Raw genomic sequence first — 17842 nt, forward strand, 5'->3', positions numbered from 1 at the left:
GGAGAAGCTGGAGCGCTCACGCGCATGTGCCAGAAGCTCAGCATGTTTCTGCTGGGTGGCGTCGCCGATGCCTTGCCAACCTGTCCCGGTAGTACGCCTAATGCGCCCCCGGGAGATAGGCAAGGACGATCTGGCCGTTGGAGGCGTAGGCGGCGATCTGGGGAGATACAGCGCTGTCCACGATCACGTTGACGAGGCGAGACGAACCGTGGGGCCCTGGCTCGTTGACTGTCTCGACCAGCGCGCTTTGGGCCAGCACGGTGCTCTTACGGTCGGTGCCGTCCTGGTTGGGCAGGTAGATGACCTGCACGCGCTGGCCGGATTCGAGTTCGGCGGGGAATTGGCCGGGTTTGAGGGCCAAGCCGACGCGGGCCCTGCCCGGCATGATTTCCTCGCTCGCCGTGGCGGTCATCTGCCTGGTGAGAAGGGTGCCCGGCAGCAGGGTCACGCGGGCCAAGCGCTGGGCGTATGTCGTGCGCTCTGACCAGGGCAGATAGCTGATGCCGGTGTCGGCTATCCGGACTTCTTCCATGCCCGCGCGGTCGAGTGGTTGTCCGGCGGTGACCTGTTGGGTGATGCGGATCGCTGAGACCCGGGCGCTGCTGTCCAGCATGAGCATGACGGTGGCCGATGTGCCGCCGAGGATGAGCAGGACGGCCAGTACGGCCAGGGCGGGCCGGCGTTGACGGGGCGATGCGGGCAGTCGACGCGCGTCCGGTCCGGACAGCGTGGCGGGCCATTCGCCAGAGGTGGCTGCCGGAGGCTGATCGTCCCGATCAGATGTCGAACGGCTCCACATGATTGAACCCCCGGGAGTCACACGTGCCCTGCGATGCGCCGCGATAGTGAACGAACAGCGGAATTCACGCCATTATCGACGGAGCGGATAGGGCTTGCCATGCGAATGCTAAAAGGGCTGATTGATTCATCGCCTAAGTCGCCGTTGGTGTTGCTGGAGTTGTAGTCATATCCCGATTGAAGCGATATAGGCGGATATTTGTTTTAATAGGCGAATCGGATGATGGGCCTCAACGTTGTCGAGATTTCGGAATGTTTCCGCCATGTCCGATGCGAGGCTGGTGGTCGAATGCATGGTGTCCGAGCTACTCCCGGAGAGTCCGCTTGCACGCTAAGTGACGTTCGATTACTTTCCGTGACGTGTTCGTGCATCACTCCATAGCGGCATTGGCTGCTCTTGTCGTTGCAGCTTTGCCAACCAAGCCCGCTCTCGCCAGCACTGGACCGTGGAGCGATTACTACACCGATTCGGGCATGGTGACGGTAAGCGCTGACCGAAAACAGGTGCGCGTATGCGACCTCGATGCCAGCGATGATCTGCATTTCAAAGCGGAATTCGCGACCGACAATCCGATCGATCCGAGCATCTACACAGTCAAGGCGCCTCAGGGAGGGTGCGACAGCGACCGGACATACATCAGCAGAATCAAGGTGTTCAAGCTGTGTACAGGAAGCGTGCGTATCAGTGATGTCGTCTGGGATCACTGCAATGCGCCTATCTGGCTTAGCCGTTTGTCATGACTCGGGGATATTTTCTCAACAGAATTCTCCGATCCGCACTTTGGCGCTTATTTGGCGCCCTGACCTGTTGGGATGAAATGTCCCTGCGAGGGCCAGCCGCAGCGGCCTGGGCATCGATGGCGTCCGCGATGTGGTCGACATGACCGGCCAGCACGGTCAGCGCACGGGCGGCGACCTGGGACGCGGTACGGCTGAGGCCGCCCGGCAGGCGCGGCAGGGTTTCTCCCCGGAGGCTAGCCGGATCCGCAAGTAGGCGGGCACCCCAGCGGCCGCTTTCCCGGACAAGCCGGACGGCGCGTATTGAGCCAGCGTTTCCAGTAGTTGCTGGCTCGGGCGCGGTCTTGGTGGTGTCGTCGGCGTTGGGATCAGGCGAGAGCGTGGCTGAGCGGACGGGTGATCGTGGCGGTCCGGACCCGTCGCCGGAGATCGAGGCCGGTCCTGACGATCCGATCGAGGCGGACAATGACGCGAAGTTCCCAGCGCGGACCGGCCCGAAGATGGAGCCGCAGGAGGCCCGCGGGGTACTGCTCGACCAACTGCGCGTGTGGGTGGCCGAGGGTCGGACGGAGTTCGCGACGAAGGACTTACGCGCCGTACGGCAGCGGACGGGCCTGTCCCGGACATGGTACGTCGGCCAACTCAATCTCCTTAATCGAAGGCGGTGTGCTCGAACGGGCCGACGAGCGCCACTGCTACCAGATCATCCGGGCGGACATGTTGCAGCCGGAGCCAGCCGGCGTGTGACGCCCGCGAAGGGGTCGAGGTGTCATGCGGGAGGGGGGCTACAGGTCAGCGCCTCGTGACAGGTGCCACGACACTTCGCGACGCCCCGGCTGTGACACCCGATCAAGATCAAAAAGTACGGCGGCCGCGCATCCCACGCGCAGCCGTACGCACGGGCCAGCCACGGTTGCGTCCACGGAAGTGGTGTAAGAGTTTCCGCTCGTAGAGGCGTGGCGTCGTGAAATGAGGACGGCCATCGCGTGGTCCTTCGTGATTGCGAAGTCAAGATCGAAGGAGAACAAAGGCGATGGCCGTGAACAACAGTGTGGACCCTGCCGGCTGGCTGGCGAAGCAGATCGAGACCGACGACCCGGATCTGTTGCGATCCATGGTGAAGACCATGGCCGAGGCGTTGATGTCGGCCGAGGCCGACAGCCTGTGCGGCGCCTCCTATCGCGAGCGCAGCGGCGAGCGGACCAACTCTCGCAACGGCTACCGCGCCCGCGACTGGGACACCCGTGCCGGAACGGTCGAGCTGGCGATCCCGAAGCTGCGGCAGGGGTCGTACTTCCCGGCCTGGCTGCTGGAACGCCGCCGCCGTGCCGAACAAGCCCTCGTCAGCGTGGTCGCCACCAGCTATCTGCTCGGAGTATCCACTCGGCGGGTGGACAAGTTGGTCGAGCAGCTCGGTATCACCGGGATCTCCAAGCCAGGTCTCGCAGATGGCCAAGGTGCTGGACGAGCAGGTGGAGGCGTTCCGCACCCGGGCGTTGGACGGCGGGCCGTACGCGTTCGTGTGGCTGGACGCGCTGACGCAGAAGGTCCGCGAGGGCGGCCGGATCGTCAACGTCCACGCCCTGGTCGCCACCGCCGTGAACGCCAACGGTCAGCGGGAGATCCTCGGCCTGGACGTCACCTCCCGCGAGGACGGCGCGGGCTGGCTGGCGTTCCTGCGCGGCCTGGTGGCTCGAGGCCTGTCCGGGGTGCAGATGGTCATCTCCGATGCCCACGCCGGGCTGGTCGAGGCGATCGGCGCCACCCTGCCCGGGGCGTCCTGGCAGCGTTGTCGAACCCACTGAAGCCGTCAAGAAATAAGCCGATACTTTCTGATCTTTGTCTCGTTGAGATGGTATGGCGATCCAGCGAGGTCCGCGACCAGCTTGCGCGGAAATTCCAGGCGTTACTCCCGCATCTGAACGAGCGGCAGCAGCGGCTGGTTCTGGCGGCCGAGGCCCGGCTGCTGGGACACGGCGGTGTGCGGGCCGTTGCCCGGGCCGCTGGGGTCAGCGAGACGACCATCCGCAATGGCATCTTCGAGATCGAAGACGACCAGCAGCCCCTTGCACGGGGTCGCATCCGGCGGCCCGGTGGCGGCCGTAAGCGAGTCGAGGACGATGACCCAGCCGTGCTGACGGCGCTGCTCGGGCTGGTCGAGCCGGATGAGCGCGGTGACCCGCAGTCCCCGCTGCGCTGGACGACCAAGTCTCTGCGGCATCTGGCCGCCGAGCTGACCCGGCAGGGCCATCCCGTCTCGGCGCCCACGGTGAGGCGGCTGATGAAGTCGGCCGGGTTCAGCCTGCAGGCCAACGTCAAGACCCTCGAAGGCGCCCAACACCCCAACCGCGATGCACAGTTCCGCTACATCAACGAGCAGGTCAAAGCCCACCAGGCCGACGGAGAGCCGGTCATCAGCGTGGATACCAAGAAGCGGGAACAGCTGGGCCGGCTGCCGATGGCCGGACGCGAATGGCGGCCCAAGGGCGAGCCGGTCGAAGTCGAAGACCACCACTTCTTCTTTACCGGCCCGGATGTCCAGCAGGCGATCCCGTACGGGATCTACGACGTCGCCGCCAACACCGGGTGGGTGAACGTCGGGGTCGATCACGACACCTCGGTGTTCGTGGTGGAGTCCATCCGCCGCTGGTGGAAGGCGCGCGGCAGCCACGACTATCCGAAGGCCTCGCGTCTGCTGATCACTGCGGACGCGGGTGGCTCCAACGGCTACCGCTACCGGGTCTGGAAGAGTGAACTGGCCGCCCTGGCCACCGAGACCGGGCTGGCGATCACGGTCTGCCACTTCCCGCCGGGCACCTCCAAGTGGAACAAGATCGAGCACCGGTTGTTCTCCCACATCACGCTCAACTGGCGCGGCAGGCCGTTGACCAGTCATGAGGTGGTGGTCAACACCATTGCTTCCACCCGGACCAGTACCGGACTGCGGGTGGAGGCTGTCTTGGACACCGGCGACTACCCGACCGGTGTCGCGATCAGCAAGGAGCGCTTCGCCGCCTTGCCGCTGGAGCGGCACGCCACCCACGGCACCTGGAACTACACCCTGCGCCCGGTGGTGACCGGCAACCCGGCCGCGTCGCCACTGGTAAGCGAAAGCGACGGGCCCGCGCAGCGGCGCCAGGCCATGCTGCTCCGTCTGGCCGATCCGCGGCTGACCGGCATGAGCACCGCTCAACTGCAGCAGTTGGCCACTGCGCTCGCGCCCGCCCAGGCCGCCCGCACCCAGGAACGGCACAGCCGGCAGCGGGGTGGCCGGGCCCGGCGGGCCACTGGCAAGCTCCGCGTCAAGCCAATCTTCGACGACGCCGCCCGGCTCCTGCTCACTGTCCTCTACCAGCGGCAGGTCTGCTCGATGAAAGTTCTGGCCGACCTGCTGGAGGTCACCGACGTCTGTATCGCTGACCTGGTGAAGGAGACCCGCCGAGTTCTTGAAGACCACGGCCACCATCCCGGAACCGCCCAGGTCCGCTTCGCCAAACCCACCGCTCTCCTCGACTTCTTGGACACCAACCAGCGCCCCGCACGAGCCTTGATCATCGACCAACTGTCCCACCCGGTTCTGACCGGGCTCACCCGAGACGAGCTCCGCATCCTCACCCAACGGCTCGCCGCACAGCAGGTCGCTCAGGGCGAGCGTCTCGGCTACCAGCGGCGGGGAGGGCCCCGCCAGCCCGGGAGTCGATCCGGCGTCTTCCCCCAGAAGATCAGCAATTGTGAACGGGTCTTGCTCACGATCCGCTACCAGCGGAAACTCTGCACCCTGGATGTTCTCACCGACGCCCTGGGAGACGTCAGCAGATCCTCCATCGGCAACGTCGTCCGCGAAACCCGTCCCCTGCTCGAACAAGCAGGCCACATCCCTGTTCCGGCGACCATCCGCTACCGCGCAGCGGCCGACCTCCTGGCGGCAGCGCCAGACAATAGCGACACGCCGACAAGTTGATTCCTTACGGCTTCACATGGGCGAGTTCGTGATGCCTCATCGGGCCGGATCCCCTTCAGAGAACGAAGCCAGGACGGAACGCACGTGTCCGATACTGCGCAGGAGCTCGGCGCGGCGTCCGTCGGCGTCGGCCTGGGACGAGAGGTCCTCAAGCCTCGGGCCTCGCCCCTCGGCCGCCGAGCGTTCACACCGCACCGCGGCCCGGACCAGGCGTGCCAGCTCTCGGGGGCACACGTGTGGCTCCGAGTCGAACCAGTCGTCCAGGAAAATCTCGGTGTCGAACTGTCCGCGGTGCTGCTCGAAGACAAGGTGCGTCACGGGCGAGTCGTGGACGAGGCTGCGAAGGATCGCGGTCCAGTCGAGCACACCGTCACCGCAGGGCCGTAGTTTGCGGCGAAGACCCGCGCCGGCGAAGAACAGCGCGACGTCCTCCAGATGGCTCTGATGGACGTATATCCGCCCGATTTTCGGCGAGTACTACGGCGACCCCCACGAATCGCCCTCTGAGATCTTGATCGGGGTAGAAGGTGACATGTCCGTGTCCTCGGTGAACCTTTGGGGCCGGGGCGGCGCACTTGACGACAGGCGCCCACCATGGGGGTGTTTGTGGGCGCTCATCACCAGGCCAGCCTCCGGCGCAGGGGTCTTCCAACGGCCCCGCCCACTGCTGTGACCGCTCGGCAAGGGGCGGGGCTCGGCTCTCTTTGCGTTGCCCAGGTCGGTATGGTCTGGCCGTAGACAAGCAAGACGTTCCTGGCCCATCTTCAACACCTCCCGTGGTTCGCCCCTGAACGCACGATGGGTAGCGTCGAGTTTGCTACGGGATAACCCTCGCAACACGACCTCCGGCCCTGGCATGGTGACCAGCCCGTCCGCCAAGGAGAGCCGTGACCCAGGTCAAGACCCGCGACCGATGAGGCCGAGCTCCACCGGAGGGCCAGCACAAGATCCACCACTTACCATGCTGGGCGGCAAGCGCTGGTGGCATCACTAGTCGGCCCTTCTCGCGCAGTGAGGTGTCCGCCACCGCCGCGAGACAAGCTCGACCCGTCCTGGCAGGAAAGCCGCCGCTCCTGTCGTCTCCCAGCAAGAGGCGCGCAGCCGGCCGTCAGCACTACGAGCGCAACGGGAGGAGGTGATATTTGTGAGCGACGTCGAGCACGCCCCTGAATCCGAAGAACCTCAGCCGCAGGAGCCGACCGGCGAGGGCGAGCAGCCTGCGGAGGAAGCGCCCAGTGAAGGCGAGGGCGAGCAGCCTGCGGAGGAAGCGCCCAGTGAAGGCGAGGGCGAGCAGCCTGCGGAGGAAGCGCCCAGTGAAGGCGAGGGCGAGCAGCCTGCCGAGGAAGCGGGCGGTGGTGAGTGAGTCCACAGCTCCCTTCTGGCCGAGCGAGGGGATCCTGTCATCGGTCGCCGAATCGTGGGCAGAACCCCTTACATGAAGTGGCGGGGCCGGGATGGTCTTTGGCCGACCGGCCACGCCCTACCGGGTAGCACGGGAAGAGTGACATATGCCGATCACTACCCAGTTCAAGAAGATCGCGAAGTCCAAGCCGTTCTACGCCATCGCTGGCGCAGGCAACTACGTGATGGATCTGGCCAGGAACCCGCGCAGGTACCGGTCCGCCGCCACCACCAGGATCACCGAGTTCTATGACGATCTGGCCAACCGCGGCCGCAGTGTCGTCGGCAAGGTGAGCCGCGAGGCCGCGCGCGGGTTCGAGGATGTCTCCCGGTCCGCCGCGCCGTTGGCCGGGAAGGCTCCAGGCAAGGAGCCCACCCGAGCTCGCAGGAGAGCATCCAAGGTATGACGCAGGATCCACTTGGCAAGACGGGTGCCCGCCAACGGCGAGAATGTGCGGGCACTCATCATCAGGCGGACGCTCCCGCGGGCCACTTGGTGATTCTCTCAACGGCCCGCCCTCTTTTGTGCTGTGACTGCTCACTGAGGGCGGGGCCCGCTCTTACTGGACGCTCTACCGCCAGTGCCTGCCCCGCGGCGTACTACGCGCTGGGGCCACGTTGGCGCGCCCCTCGGCGACCGCCAGGCCATAGGGCGTACGAGACGGAGCGGCCCTGCCCGAGAAGACAGCGGTCCTCGCCGTGCCCGCGCAGGGATCAGGCGTCAGCCGCGCGCCGCTCCTCGCCGCAAGAATCAACCGTATGCGGTGCGGTACCCCTGGGCAGATGGGCCCGCTGCTCGGGTACGGCTGCGCAGGCGCCTGTGAGGCGAAGTAGCCGCTGAAGCCACGCCTCCATGGGATCTGGAGCGGCAAGGGCGAGGTTCGCCATGTGATTCCCCCGACTGGCTAGTGATTTCTCCGAGACCCGTTTGGTGGCGACAGCATCGGAGACATTGCGGAGAGTAGTGCCCAACACGGAGAGTAATGTAACGGGAGAAGTGATGATCAAGGCGATTGTCGTCCTTGCGGCAATAGGAGTGGCGGCTCTCGTCGCCTTCGGTCTCGTGTCGAGCTCCCGTAAGCCCTCTCTCGACGAGAGGCTCGCTTCCGCCGCCCGCTCAGCCTGATCAGTACCTGGGACGGCGGAAGCGGCCCCGCCGGTGGTGTTCACCACCGGCGGGGCGATCTCGTATCAGCAGGGCAATACCCGCCAAAACTGCTTGGCGTCGACCGCCGTGGACATGTCCTGTCGAGCCCTTCTCAGGCACATGCCTAAGCTCCTAGTTAGAGGAGAACGCTCCTGGGTGGACTCGACTGAGGCGCGGTGGAGGTGACCCGAGTGGAGGCTTTCAGCGTTTCAACAGAGGTTCGCCCTCCCTGGAAGGTGATCACGGTGGAGGGCGAGGTTGACTTCGACACCGTGGATGCATTCCACAGCATCGTCGAGGCGGCCGTGTATCAGGCGCCGCCCCGCCTGTTGTTCGACCTCACCGGGGTGACCTTCATCGACAGCCACGGAGTAGATGTGGTGCTCGACGCCTACCGCGACCTCGGGGCGACCGCGTCGCGGTATGCGGACTAAACCCCCACATCCAGAAACTGTTCATTCTCTTGGGTGGCGTGGGCCGTATTGCCACCTATCCGACACTCCGCGATGCACTGGAATACGGCGCTCCGGGGTACTAGCTCGCACATGCTCGCGTTTTCCCCGCCGCAGGCTGAGGGTGCCTTTCAGACATCTGCCCAGATCAACTACTCATAGCAATTCGATGGCTCTCCTTAGTGATTGCGATGGGTACTTACGGCACTGCCACGACACAACTTCGAAAAGGACCAGCGCATGACCACGACCTCCGCCGATCCGATCGGTCAGAAGATGAGCAGCCTCTTCGAGGCCACTGACACCAACCACGATGGTTACATCGAGTGGGCCGACTATCAGCTGCTCATCGACCGATACATCTCCGGCTACCGCATGGACAGGAACGACCGCAGGGCCCAGGCGCTCACGGTCGCCTACATGATGTTGTGGCAGGAGCTGCTGCGCCACGGGAACGGCGAGCATCGCCTGGACAAGGGGCAGTTCGTCAACGCCATACGCGCTGCCTCGATCGACACCAGCCGGTTCAACATGGTCGAAGCTATGCCCCACGCCGTCTTCGACATCATCGACGCCGACGGTGTCAACACGATCAGCAAGGACGAGTTCGCCCAGTTGCTGAAGGTGCTGGATTTCGCCACACCCGATGCGATGGACAGATTCATGATCCTGGACACCGACGGTGACGGGCAGGTGAGCCGACAGGAGTTCATCCGCTCGGTGCGGGAGTTCCTTTATAGCGGCGACTTGTCGGCCCCGGGTGGGGTGATCTTCGGGATTGCCTGACCGGCCTGCGGATGGGTAAGCCCCCAAGGCTGAACTCGAAAACGCCCCGCCCTTGATCTCTTCCGTTCTAGGAGTCGTCGCAACACCCCAGCTTGGGGAGTGCGATGGAGTTCGAGATCCGCAAGATCCGGTCCCCTCACCTTGATCAGTCACGGGTGAGGCGCGAGGGCACTTCTCGAGTGTGAAGCCGGTCTTCGGCCCCGAGTTCGATCATGTTGTCAAGCTACTGGGCAGCGGTCCGACCCGGCTGTCGCGTCGGGTGGGCGTCGGTTCCATGGGCCGACGTGGGGGGTTTCCTCCGGGGTCTGCGGTCAAGGGACATGAGTGGTGGCGTCAGCCGGGCGGGGCCAGGGCGAGCGCGAAGGTGAAGCAGGCGGCCAGTTCGCGGGCCCAGGGCCAGGTTTCTGGGATCTTGAGCTTGCGTTTGCGCTGGCCGCGCACGAGGCGTACGGCGGTGTGCAGGAGCCGGTAGCGCAGTGTTTTGGGTTCGGCGTGGGCCATGGTCCCGGTCAGGCACAGCAGCCGTAGCCAGCACAAAAGGTCAGTGGCGATCGCGGCGGCGACGCACCACGCCGTGTTGACCTTCATCGAGGTGCTGGGCAGGTGAGCGAGCCCGGTGGATTTCCCATTCCGGATGCGGTCCTCAACGCGGGCATGGACACGGTGGCGGGCTTCGAGGAAGTCGAGCTGCCGGCCGGGCGTGTTGGTGACGAACAGGCTGTATCGCCATCCGTCGGCCTCCTCCAGCAGCGATAGCTGGGCGCCGCTGCCGGGGCGTTCGCGGCGGCAGATGACTCGCATCTCCTGCGGCCAGCCGGCGAGTTGGTCGCCGCCGACGCTGCGGCGGAGCAGTCCGGTGAGTTCGACGACACCGGCGGCGTCGAGGTCGCGCGCCTTTCCCTCGGCGTCGATGACGTGCTGCCAGGCATCTTCGGGCAGCAGGGTGATCGCGTTCTGTTCGCGTTCACCCAACTCCCAGCCGATGGAGTACTCCAGGTGCTGGCCGCGGCGGTGGGCCAGGTCGTGCAGGTGGTTGATGAAGTCGTGGGTGGCTCCCGCGCCGTCGGTGGTGATCAGCAGGTTGCGCCGGTACGGCCAGGGGACAGCGGCGATCGAGGTGTCGACCACGTCGATGTGGTCGCGGGCGGTGTTGCTGCCCGCGGTGCCGGGCCGGAGCTTGACCACCAAGGCTTCGCCGGTGTTGTCGCAGAACGACGCGAGGGGGTGGTGGCCGTAGCCTTTGAAGTTGGCCGCGGCGCCCTGCTTGTCGGAGTGACTGGGGATCATTGTTGCGTCCAGTCGGATGACGATCTGTTTGCCCAGGTCGCGGTCGGCGACGCGGGAGGCGGGGATGCCGCCGTGCTGGGCGGCGATCAACTGCCACACGTTCCGGCGGGTAGCGGCGCGGGCGGCGGCGATCCGATCGAGTTGCAGGGTGTCGATCTCGGTGAGTGCCCGTCGCAGGGTCGGGTCGGAGGCGACCGGCCCGAACAGTTCCCCTTGGTCGCGCAGGGTGGCCAGATCGGACAGCACTCGCCCGCCGTCAGCGATCATCACGGCGGTGTCGGTGAGCACCCGGCCGCGATCGTGGACCGGGGTGAAGCCGCGGCGGCGCAGTGCCCTGGACAGGCGTCCGGTCAGGCCGGTGCCGTCGGCGAACAGTCGAAGTACGGCGGATCCGGCGTGGTTGACCACGCCATGTCCGTCGACTTCGACTGTGAGATCGCGGGACCACGCGGTAGGGTCAGACACCTGGAAAGTGCTCCTCGAACTGTGGTTATCAAATGCTTGGTCGCTTTGATTTTCCCAGTTCAGGGGCGCTTTCTGCATGTAAATGGGTTAGTCGATCAAGTCTGCCGTGATTACTTGAGGCTCAGGGGCGACGGAAGCTGACTCGTGAGCGGGAGGAATACTTCCGGCTTATGGATCAAGGTTTCAGCAGCATGGAAGCGTGCCGGATCGTCGGGATCAACTACCGCACCGGCAAGCGATGGCGTAACGGCTGGAACCCGTCGGGCAAGCACAAAGGGGCACCACCCGTAAGACGGGTGGTGCCCCCTTCAGCGCCGTCAAGGCAGGGACGCCGGGGCACGGCTACCCCTCGCCCGGGTGCTCGCTCTCGGGCGGTGTCCAGCCCAGCCGCACCAGCAGTTCCCGCGTGGACGTGGGCAGGCAGACTTGCACGCCCTCCAGGTTCAGGCGATCGAGCTCGATGTGCGCGATGTCCAGCTGCAGCGACGGGCGTTCGCGTACTCCCATGGAGAGCAGCAGCCCGTACAGCGCGGGCATGAGGGCGCGGACCTGGGCGGCGGTCATGGCGGGGTGCAGTTCGTGGGCCGCGTCGTCCACGGTCCACAGCTCGATCGCGCCTGGTGCCACGTCTCCATGATGCCGAGACGCTGGCAGCGTCGCAGGGCTGGCGGGGAAGTTGGAACGGGTGGCGTGACCGGTGCAGTCGCGGTCGCCGGGCTGGGGTCAGGTTCAGCCTGACTCAGCGCGGTCAGGTTGAACCTGACCTCGGATCGTTGGCTGGGCCCTGGACAGCGTGACTGCTCCCGTGGGGTCAGGAGGCCGGCTCCAGGCGGACACAGCACCGGTCGGGGACGGGCGCCAGGCACGCTTGCAGCCGGTGTTCGTCGAGCCCGTGAAGTACGCCGCGGAGCAGGTGGAGGTTCATGCCGCATACCGTCTGGGTGTGTTCGCGGGCGAGCGCGTGGAAGGGGCAGTTGCCCAGAACGATGGCGTCACCGTCATAGCGGGGCTCGAATCCATACCGCTCCAGCAGGTCGAACACCCCCGTGCGGTCCTGGCCGGCCAGCCGCGTGCCCAGTTCGTGGGCTTTGCGGTGCAGGACGGTCCGCACCGGCTCACCGGTGTCTTCGGACTCTGCGCCTGCCGATAATGTCATCCGCGCAGGTCATCCGCCTTATCCGGCTCCTTCTGGCGCGTGCCCTTTCGGCTCTCGAAGAGGGCTGATCGCGTCAGGATGATGACTCGTGCTCTTTCGCCTGGCCTATCTGACCGTCACGAACACCTTTGCCGCGCTGCGGTTGCCACCGCTGGGGGACAGGGATAAGGACGCCGAGATACTTGCCCTCCGCCACCAGGTCACCGTTCTCGAACGACAGCTCGGCGCGGACACCAGGGTGCGGTTCGCTGCCGAGGATCGGGCCTTCCTCGTTGCGCTCCTGACATCGCTGCCCCGCGAGGTACTGTGCCGGCTGCGGCTCCTCGTGCGTCCGGACACCATCCTGCGCTGGCGCCGCGACTTGCTGAAACAGCGCCACGCCCACACCTGTCGCAACAAGTGGCCGGGGCGTCCGCCCGCCGTGCGCTCCATCCGCGCCCTCATCCTGCGTCTGGTCCGGGAGAACCCCGCGTGGGGTTACCGGCGAGTGCACGGCGAACTGGCCACCCTCGGCATCAAGCTCGCGCCCTCCACCGTCTGGGAGATCCTCAAGCAGGAAGGCGTAGATCCGTCCCCTGAACGGACATCGATCACCTGGGCGACTTCCTGCGCCCCCAAGCCGACGCACTGCTGGCCTGCGACTTTATCGAGACCGTCACCTTGAACGGGCAGCGTCAGTACATTCTGGCCGTCATCGAGCATGCCAGCAGGCGCGTCCGTGTGCTGGGCACGACTGCCCACCCGAGCGCGACCTGGGTCGTCCAGGCGTTCAAGAACCTCGTGATGGACCTGGAGGACGCGGGCTGTCAGGCGCGCTATCTGCTCCGCGACAGGGACGGAGAATTCCCGGCCCTCTTGGAAGAGATCCTCGCCGAGGCCGGCATCCAGACCGTGCTCACCGGCATCCGGATACCACGGATGAACTCGGTCATGGAACGGTGGGCAGTCGTGCCGCCGTGAGCTCCTGGATCGATGCTTGCTCTGGTACGAACGCCACCTGCGGCACGCCCTGCGCGAGTATGAGGAGTTAACGATCCGGCCAGAATCGTCGACCTGAACGTACGCCGACAAGAGCGGCTCAGGGGAGTCCTCCACGAGTACTCACATGCCGCTTGAACTGCAGGGACGTAGTTTTCGGCAGGCGCAGAGTCGGACCGTAGGGTCCGGGTGTGGTGGCGGATCGAGGCGGTTCTGGACGACGTACAGCGACTGCTGATCATGGCCTACCCGGGACGAGGAGACGACGTCGCCGCCCTGCGGACGCGGGGCGCTGGCGGCGGACCACCGTGACAAGCGGGATGTCGCTCATGCCCGTCCTCGACGGCGACCTGATCAGCCGCCGACCCGAGGACGCCATCGTGCTCGGCGCGGGCCAGGACGTCGATCTCCTCATCGGCTACACCTCCACGGAGGGGCGTCGTCACGTCCCCGGGCGGATCACCGGTCCTCGTCCTCCCAGGTCACGGTCACGTCGTTGCGCCGGCCGAAGTGTTCGAGGTGCCGGCCGAGCACGTCCTTGACGGTGTCGAGCGATTCGGCGTCGGCCGCCGCGGCACGCATGATGAGCCGGTCGGCCTCGGGGGAGAGCACGCCCTCGCCGGCCTGGAGCGCGAGGCGGTATCCGCCGCCCGGCAGGTCTTCCACCTCTGCCTTGCGGCCGAGGTGGGAGGCGAGTTGCTTGGCGTAGCGGGGGGCGGCGTCGGTCGTGACGTAGGCGATGGAAACGGGCATGTGCGAGGTCCTCCTGCTTGACGGATTTCGCCACCGTGGACGGAACTGGGCATTCAGAGGCGGCCGGGCCGGGACCGGCCGGGAAGGCTAGCCGAGGTCGACCTCGGCGCGGGCCGTACCGGCGCGGGGGTGACGGGCGGTCACTGACACCGACGTGCCCGAGGGAGCGGAGACCAGCCACTCGGCCGCCGCCAGGTCAGGCGTGCCGGGATTGTGCCCCCACCAGGTGGTCGTGCTCCGGGCGCTGACACGTCCGTCGAGCTGGCCGAGATCCCGGACGGGCTCGCCGGCGAGCAGTGTGGCGTACTCGGGCAGGGAGATCTCGACGGTCAGAAACCCGGAGACCTTGCGGTCCAGGGCACGCGCGGAGACGTTGGTGGGCAGCCAGCCGCTGTTGCGGACGACGAGCTGCACGCGGTGCACACCGGGCGCCACCTGCTCGGTGGTCAGCGAGCGCACCTCCACCCTGGGCGAGCTGAGCGCGAGGTAGATCACCCACTCGGAGTGCGGCGCGACCTCCTGCTCGATCCGGTCGAACGGCGGGTTGTACCAGTAGTTGATCATGTCCCAGCCGCCGAGCTCGACGCTGCCGAGCTGCGGATGCTCGAACGGGTACCAGTCGACGAAGCCCCGGCCGCCGAGTTCCTCGTCGCTCCACCGGATGAGCGCGAGGTCGTCCTCGACGGGATGGTCCACCAGCCACATCGACGGGTGGTACGGCTTGCGCCCGACGGCCTTCAACGGGTTCCAGAACTCGGTGATCCATGAGAACAGGCCGAGCTGGTTGTAGTACCAGCCGAGTTGGCCGCCCCGGAAATACATCGGCTGATGTTTCAGGTCATGGAAGGACATGGCGGTGTAGCCGGTCAGCTCGGTCGCCTTCGCCCCGAACTCCTCGTACACCGTCAGGTCCGAGTGCGGCATGCCGTCCTCGGCATTCATCGGCGCCCGCAGGTGGACCCCGCCGAACGTGTGGCAGGTGACGAAACCGGTCAGATTCGGCCGGTCGGTCACGGCCCGCATCATGGCCTGGATCTCCGGCTCTGAGCCGGGGAACGGACCCGCGTGCGCGGGCACCTCGGGGGCGGCCCCCCAGTCGGTCGGCAGGTTCTGGCCCAGGTCGAGGCATTCGAGCGGCTCGGCGAGGCGTACGGTCGCGCCGTCGTAGCCGACGATCTCGCCCTCCTGGAAGATGCGGTAGTAGTCGCCTCCGTACTCGTCGGGCCCCCGCCTGACGAGCAGCCGCGGCTCGTCGGGATGCGCCTTCCACGGCCCGTCGGAGTCCGAGACGCGCATGAACAGGACCCGTCCGTCCCCGTCGACGTCACGCAGTTGCAGGCCGGGCTCCTGGGTCTCCAGTGGGTGCGGACGGACGCTTGAACGAATGTAGCGCCCCTCCTCCAGCATGTGTTCCACGCCGTCGGGGTTGAGCCGGGGCACGATGTACAGCACGCGCGTGTCGAGCAGCCGGGTCACCTTCTCGTCGTTCCCGTAGCCGGTCAGCACGCGCTCGGCCAGGTGGAGCGCGGCGAACGAACCGGTGATCTCGGCGGCGTGGATGTTCGCCTCGACGAGAAACCCCGGTTTCTCGGGCGCGGGCCCGGTCGCCGTGTTGGTGAGGGTCAGCAGCCAGATCTCCCGCCCCTCCCAGGACTGGCCGATGCTGGTCAGCTCGACCAGGTCCGGCCGGCTCTTCGCCCAGGAGTGCACCAACGTGGTCATGTCGTCGTACGTCAGGAACCGCTCGTAGGACAGCATGCCCAGAGTGTGCGATGAGAGCCCCTCCGGGGTCTTTGTCGGGACGCCCAAGTTTCCCCGCCGGGCCTTGGGCTCCTCCACGCTGACGTGGGAAGCGCAACAGATGTTTCATCTAACCTCATGTTGGAACAGCAGATATTCGCGCTGGACGACCCCGATGCGCTGCGCGGGCTGATCCGCGACCATGGCTGGGCGACGCTTGTGACCGTCTCGCGGGAGGGCGACCCCGTCGTCACGCACCTGCCGGTGATCCTCGACCCGGACAGCCTGGGGCCCGCCGTCCTCGGGCACCTCGCCCGCACGGATCCGGCCACGCGGGGGCTGGGGGAGCGGCCGGTCGTGCTGGTGGTGCAGGGCCCGCATGGCTACATCTCGCCGTCGTTCTACGAGGCCGGGCCGTACGTGCCGACCTGGAACCACGTCACCGTGCACCTGCACGGGACGCCGGACCTGCTCAGCCCGGAGGAGACCTACGAGGTGCTCTCGGCGACCGTGGACCACTTCGAGTCGGCGCGGCCGGCGCCGTTCCGGTTGGCGGACGTGGCCGGCTACGCCCGGCGGATCGCTCCGGGAACGACGGGATTCCGCCTGGTGCCGACGAGGGTCGCGGGCAAGGCCAAGCTGAGCCAGGACAAGCCCGCGGAGATCGTCGAGCGGGTGATCCGCGGCCTCGACACCGACGACGTCCACCGCAACCCGGCGCTCGCGGACGCGATGCGCGCCGCGTTCAGCTGACGGCGTGCGCGGCCCCGGCGAGTACGGCGCCGTACTGCAGCGCCACCAGGTGCCCGATCGGGACGGTCCGGTCGGCGGTGCCGTCCTCGGCATCCGCGCACCACTTGTCGTACGTCACGGAAAGGGCGCCGAGGTGCCGCCGGATCGCGGGCGTGCCGTTCCCGATCGCGATCTCGCCCTCGAGGGCCCGCAGCAGCATGCCGCCGAACCGCAGCCGGAAGCTGTGCACGAGGTCCCGGCACGAGGACCGTTCGGCGGCGATCGCCGGCCGGTCGTTGTCGGGCGCGCCCGCGCGCTCACCCGTGGTCGCCATGCCGGCGAGCAGGGGGACGAAGTACCGGCTCGCGCGCAGGAACGGCGAGGCGCTCACCACGTCGCCCGCGACGCCGCGCAGCGCCTCGTCGAGGACGGCGTGCGTGGAGCGGAGGTCGGCGGCCTGCGCCTGGACCAGGTCGGCGTAGACGTCGGCGGTCGGCGTGGTGTCGCCCGCCGAGGGGTCGATCCAGTACGGCAACTCGGCGGTCAGGCAGAGGGTGCCGTACCGCGCCGCGTAGGAGTCGCTCGCCGCGCCCGTGATGAGAGTCGCCGGATCCTGCCCGAGCGCCTCGGTGTAGTCGTAGAGGTCATCCATCCGCGGACTGAGGAAGACGCCCTGGCCGAGGCGGGTGATCGACGGGTGTTCGGGCTCGCCCGCGTGCAGCGGCAGCCCGTACCGGGCGGGGAGCGCGGAGAGCACGGCCTGCAGCGCGGGTTCCGGCCGGGACAGGTAGTAGAAGACGCCGCCCAGCTCGCTGTTGTGCAGGGTGGTCATGAACGTCGGCCGGGTGGCGTCGATCAGCCGCATCAGCGCGAGCGTCTCGGGCATCACCCGGTCGGAGTAGGCCCGCTTGTAGGAGAACGGGAAGGTCCACTCGACCTGCTCGTCACCCGCCGGCCGGTAGAAGTTTCTCCCGTAGTGCGCCTTCGTGTACGGCCCGGCGAACCAGCCCTCGTTGAGCCGGGTGCCGTCGGGGTCGAGGCAGCCCACGATGTGCCATGTGTACGACCCGCGCAGGGCGGGATCGGCGCACAGGCGGCTCGCCAGGTGGACGACGGTCAAGCCGCCGATGGGCTCGTTCGGATGCGGGCCGGCCGCGACGATCGCGTGGGCGGGGCCGTCGCCCACGGTGAGGCAGAGCATCGGCTCGCCGAGCCGCGAGGTGCCGATGCGGCGCAGCTCGGCTGTTCCGGGATGGGCCGCGGCCAGCCGGGTCAGGCTCTCGTGGACCTCGTCCACTGTGGGGAAGCGGTCGTAGCCGGGAACGGTGTCGAGCTCACCGGTCAGGATGGGATCCAGCATGCCCGCAGTCTGCCGGACCGATCGCGGCCGGGCATCGTCGTCAGGACCAGAGCTTCCCATACCTCTTGTCATGTTCTATAACGGTCCG

General features: G+C 66.9%; 17 protein-coding genes and 2 pseudogenes. 11 read left to right on the plus strand and 8 right to left on the minus strand.

All coding sequences use genetic code 11. The features are described 5' to 3' along the window. Positions 1–97: 97 nt before the first annotated feature. Positions 98–613, minus strand: coding sequence for a hypothetical protein (locus QSK17_RS17335; protein ID WP_285705845.1), 516 nt, complete (start codon positions 611–613; stop codon positions 98–100). A 545-nt stretch (positions 614–1158) separates the two neighbouring features. Here QSK17_RS17335 and QSK17_RS17340 point away from each other — a divergent pair. The 4 genes and pseudogenes from QSK17_RS17340 to QSK17_RS17355 all read left to right on the plus strand — a co-directional run bounded on the left by QSK17_RS17340 (position 1159) and on the right by QSK17_RS17355 (position 5884). Next, on the plus strand, positions 1159–1539 hold the full coding sequence (locus QSK17_RS17340) for a hypothetical protein (protein ID WP_285705846.1): 381 nt from the start codon (positions 1159–1161) through the stop codon (positions 1537–1539). Positions 1540–2569: 1030 nt separating this feature from the next. Beyond that, positions 2570–3338, plus strand: a pseudogene (locus QSK17_RS17345) (IS256 family transposase); the annotation flags it as partial. Between the two features lie 50 nt (positions 3339–3388). Further along, entirely contained in the window at positions 3389–5497 is a 2109-nt protein-coding gene (locus QSK17_RS17350) for an ISAzo13 family transposase (RefSeq protein WP_285705847.1), read from the plus strand. An 84-nt stretch (positions 5498–5581) separates the two neighbouring features. Continuing rightward, on the plus strand, positions 5582–5884 hold the full coding sequence (locus QSK17_RS17355) for a hypothetical protein (protein WP_285705848.1): 303 nt from the start codon (positions 5582–5584) through the stop codon (positions 5882–5884). Positions 5885–6611: 727 nt separating this feature from the next. On the opposite strand, the gene QSK17_RS17360 is transcribed toward QSK17_RS17355, so the two are convergent. Beyond that, positions 6612–6866, minus strand: coding sequence for a hypothetical protein (locus tag QSK17_RS17360; protein WP_285705849.1), 255 nt, complete (start codon positions 6864–6866; stop codon positions 6612–6614). A 139-nt stretch (positions 6867–7005) separates the two neighbouring features. Here QSK17_RS17360 and QSK17_RS17365 point away from each other — a divergent pair, with 139 nt between their 5' ends. The 3 genes from QSK17_RS17365 (at position 7006) to QSK17_RS17375 (ending at position 9283) form a co-directional block, all read left to right on the plus strand. Then, on the plus strand, positions 7006–7305 hold the full coding sequence (locus tag QSK17_RS17365) for a hypothetical protein (RefSeq protein WP_285705850.1): 300 nt from the start codon (positions 7006–7008) through the stop codon (positions 7303–7305). Between the two features lie 931 nt (positions 7306–8236). Then, entirely contained in the window at positions 8237–8479 is a 243-nt protein-coding gene (locus QSK17_RS17370) for an STAS domain-containing protein (protein ID WP_285705897.1), read from the plus strand. 258 nt (positions 8480–8737) lie between these two features. Beyond that, entirely contained in the window at positions 8738–9283 is a 546-nt protein-coding gene (locus QSK17_RS17375) for an EF-hand domain-containing protein (protein ID WP_285705851.1), read from the plus strand. Between the two features lie 333 nt (positions 9284–9616). Here QSK17_RS17375 and QSK17_RS17380 read toward each other — a convergent pair whose 3' ends face one another. After that, positions 9617–11035: an IS1380 family transposase gene (locus tag QSK17_RS17380; RefSeq protein ID WP_285705852.1), complete on the minus strand. Its 1419-nt coding sequence runs from the start codon at positions 11033–11035 to the stop codon at positions 9617–9619. Between the two features lie 137 nt (positions 11036–11172). Here QSK17_RS17380 and QSK17_RS17385 point away from each other — a divergent pair. Beyond that, positions 11173–11352: pseudogene (locus QSK17_RS17385) on the plus strand (helix-turn-helix domain-containing protein); the annotation flags it as partial. Positions 11353–11377: 25 nt separating this feature from the next. Here QSK17_RS17385 and QSK17_RS17390 read toward each other — a convergent pair. Further along, positions 11378–11662, minus strand: a complete 285-nt coding sequence (locus tag QSK17_RS17390) for a hypothetical protein (RefSeq protein ID WP_285705899.1) — start codon at positions 11660–11662, stop codon at positions 11378–11380. Between the two features lie 184 nt (positions 11663–11846). Beyond that, positions 11847–12191, minus strand: coding sequence for a helix-turn-helix domain-containing protein (locus QSK17_RS17395; RefSeq protein WP_285705853.1), 345 nt, complete (start codon positions 12189–12191; stop codon positions 11847–11849). Between the two features lie 88 nt (positions 12192–12279). Between QSK17_RS17395 and QSK17_RS17400 the strand changes: the two genes are divergently transcribed. Together QSK17_RS17400 and QSK17_RS17405 are read left to right on the plus strand one after the other, a co-directional pair. Beyond that, a complete protein-coding gene (locus QSK17_RS17400; RefSeq protein WP_285705855.1) occupies positions 12280–12855 on the plus strand; it encodes a hypothetical protein in 576 nt (191 codons plus the stop codon). Beyond that, positions 12852–13151, plus strand: coding sequence for a hypothetical protein (locus tag QSK17_RS17405; protein ID WP_285705856.1), 300 nt, complete (start codon positions 12852–12854; stop codon positions 13149–13151). Before QSK17_RS17400 ends, QSK17_RS17405 begins: the two co-directional genes overlap by 4 nt. 477 nt (positions 13152–13628) lie before the next feature. Here QSK17_RS17405 and QSK17_RS17410 read toward each other — a convergent pair whose 3' ends face one another. Both QSK17_RS17410 and QSK17_RS17415 read right to left on the minus strand, forming a co-directional pair. Beyond that, complete coding sequence (locus QSK17_RS17410; RefSeq protein WP_285705857.1) at positions 13629–13922, minus strand: DUF2218 domain-containing protein; 294 nt, start codon at positions 13920–13922, stop codon at positions 13629–13631. A gap of 87 nt (positions 13923–14009) precedes the next feature. Further along, positions 14010–15680, minus strand: coding sequence for a M14 family metallopeptidase (locus QSK17_RS17415; protein WP_285705858.1), 1671 nt, complete (start codon positions 15678–15680; stop codon positions 14010–14012). A gap of 120 nt (positions 15681–15800) precedes the next feature. Here QSK17_RS17415 and QSK17_RS17420 point away from each other — a divergent pair, with 120 nt between their 5' ends. Further along, positions 15801–16415 (plus strand): FMN-binding negative transcriptional regulator, encoded by a 615-nt coding sequence (locus QSK17_RS17420; RefSeq protein WP_285705859.1) that lies wholly within the window; start codon positions 15801–15803, stop codon positions 16413–16415. On the opposite strand, the gene QSK17_RS17425 is transcribed toward QSK17_RS17420, so the two are convergent. After that, positions 16408–17754 (minus strand): M14 family zinc carboxypeptidase, encoded by a 1347-nt coding sequence (locus tag QSK17_RS17425; protein ID WP_285705860.1) that lies wholly within the window; start codon positions 17752–17754, stop codon positions 16408–16410. The two genes, QSK17_RS17420 and QSK17_RS17425, sit on opposite strands and share 8 nt — an antisense overlap. Positions 17755–17842: the final 88 nt, after the last annotated feature.

Origin of the sequence: Microtetraspora sp. NBRC 16547 (genome assembly GCF_030268965.1) — a bacterium.
Classification (GTDB): domain Bacteria; phylum Actinomycetota; class Actinomycetes; order Streptosporangiales; family Streptosporangiaceae; genus Microtetraspora.

Excerpts from the sequence above, each read along its gene's own strand:
- QSK17_RS17335 (WP_285705845.1), bottom strand. The coding sequence starts at position 613 with ATGCTGGACAGCAGCGCCCGGGTCTCAGCGATCCGCATCACCCAACAG.
- QSK17_RS17350 (WP_285705847.1), top strand. The coding sequence starts at position 3,389 with ATGGTATGGCGATCCAGCGAGGTCCGCGACCAGCTTGCGCGGAAATTC.
- QSK17_RS17365 (WP_285705850.1), top strand. The coding sequence starts at position 7,006 with ATGCCGATCACTACCCAGTTCAAGAAGATCGCGAAGTCCAAGCCGTTC.
- QSK17_RS17375 (WP_285705851.1), top strand. The coding sequence starts at position 8,738 with ATGACCACGACCTCCGCCGATCCGATCGGTCAGAAGATGAGCAGCCTC.
- QSK17_RS17395 (WP_285705853.1), bottom strand. The coding sequence starts at position 12,191 with ATGACATTATCGGCAGGCGCAGAGTCCGAAGACACCGGTGAGCCGGTG.
- QSK17_RS17410 (WP_285705857.1), bottom strand. The coding sequence starts at position 13,922 with ATGCCCGTTTCCATCGCCTACGTCACGACCGACGCCGCCCCCCGCTAC.
- QSK17_RS17415 (WP_285705858.1), bottom strand. The coding sequence starts at position 15,680 with ATGCTGTCCTACGAGCGGTTCCTGACGTACGACGACATGACCACGTTG.
- QSK17_RS17420 (WP_285705859.1), top strand. The coding sequence starts at position 15,801 with ATGTTGGAACAGCAGATATTCGCGCTGGACGACCCCGATGCGCTGCGC.
- QSK17_RS17425 (WP_285705860.1), bottom strand. The coding sequence starts at position 17,754 with ATGCTGGATCCCATCCTGACCGGTGAGCTCGACACCGTTCCCGGCTAC.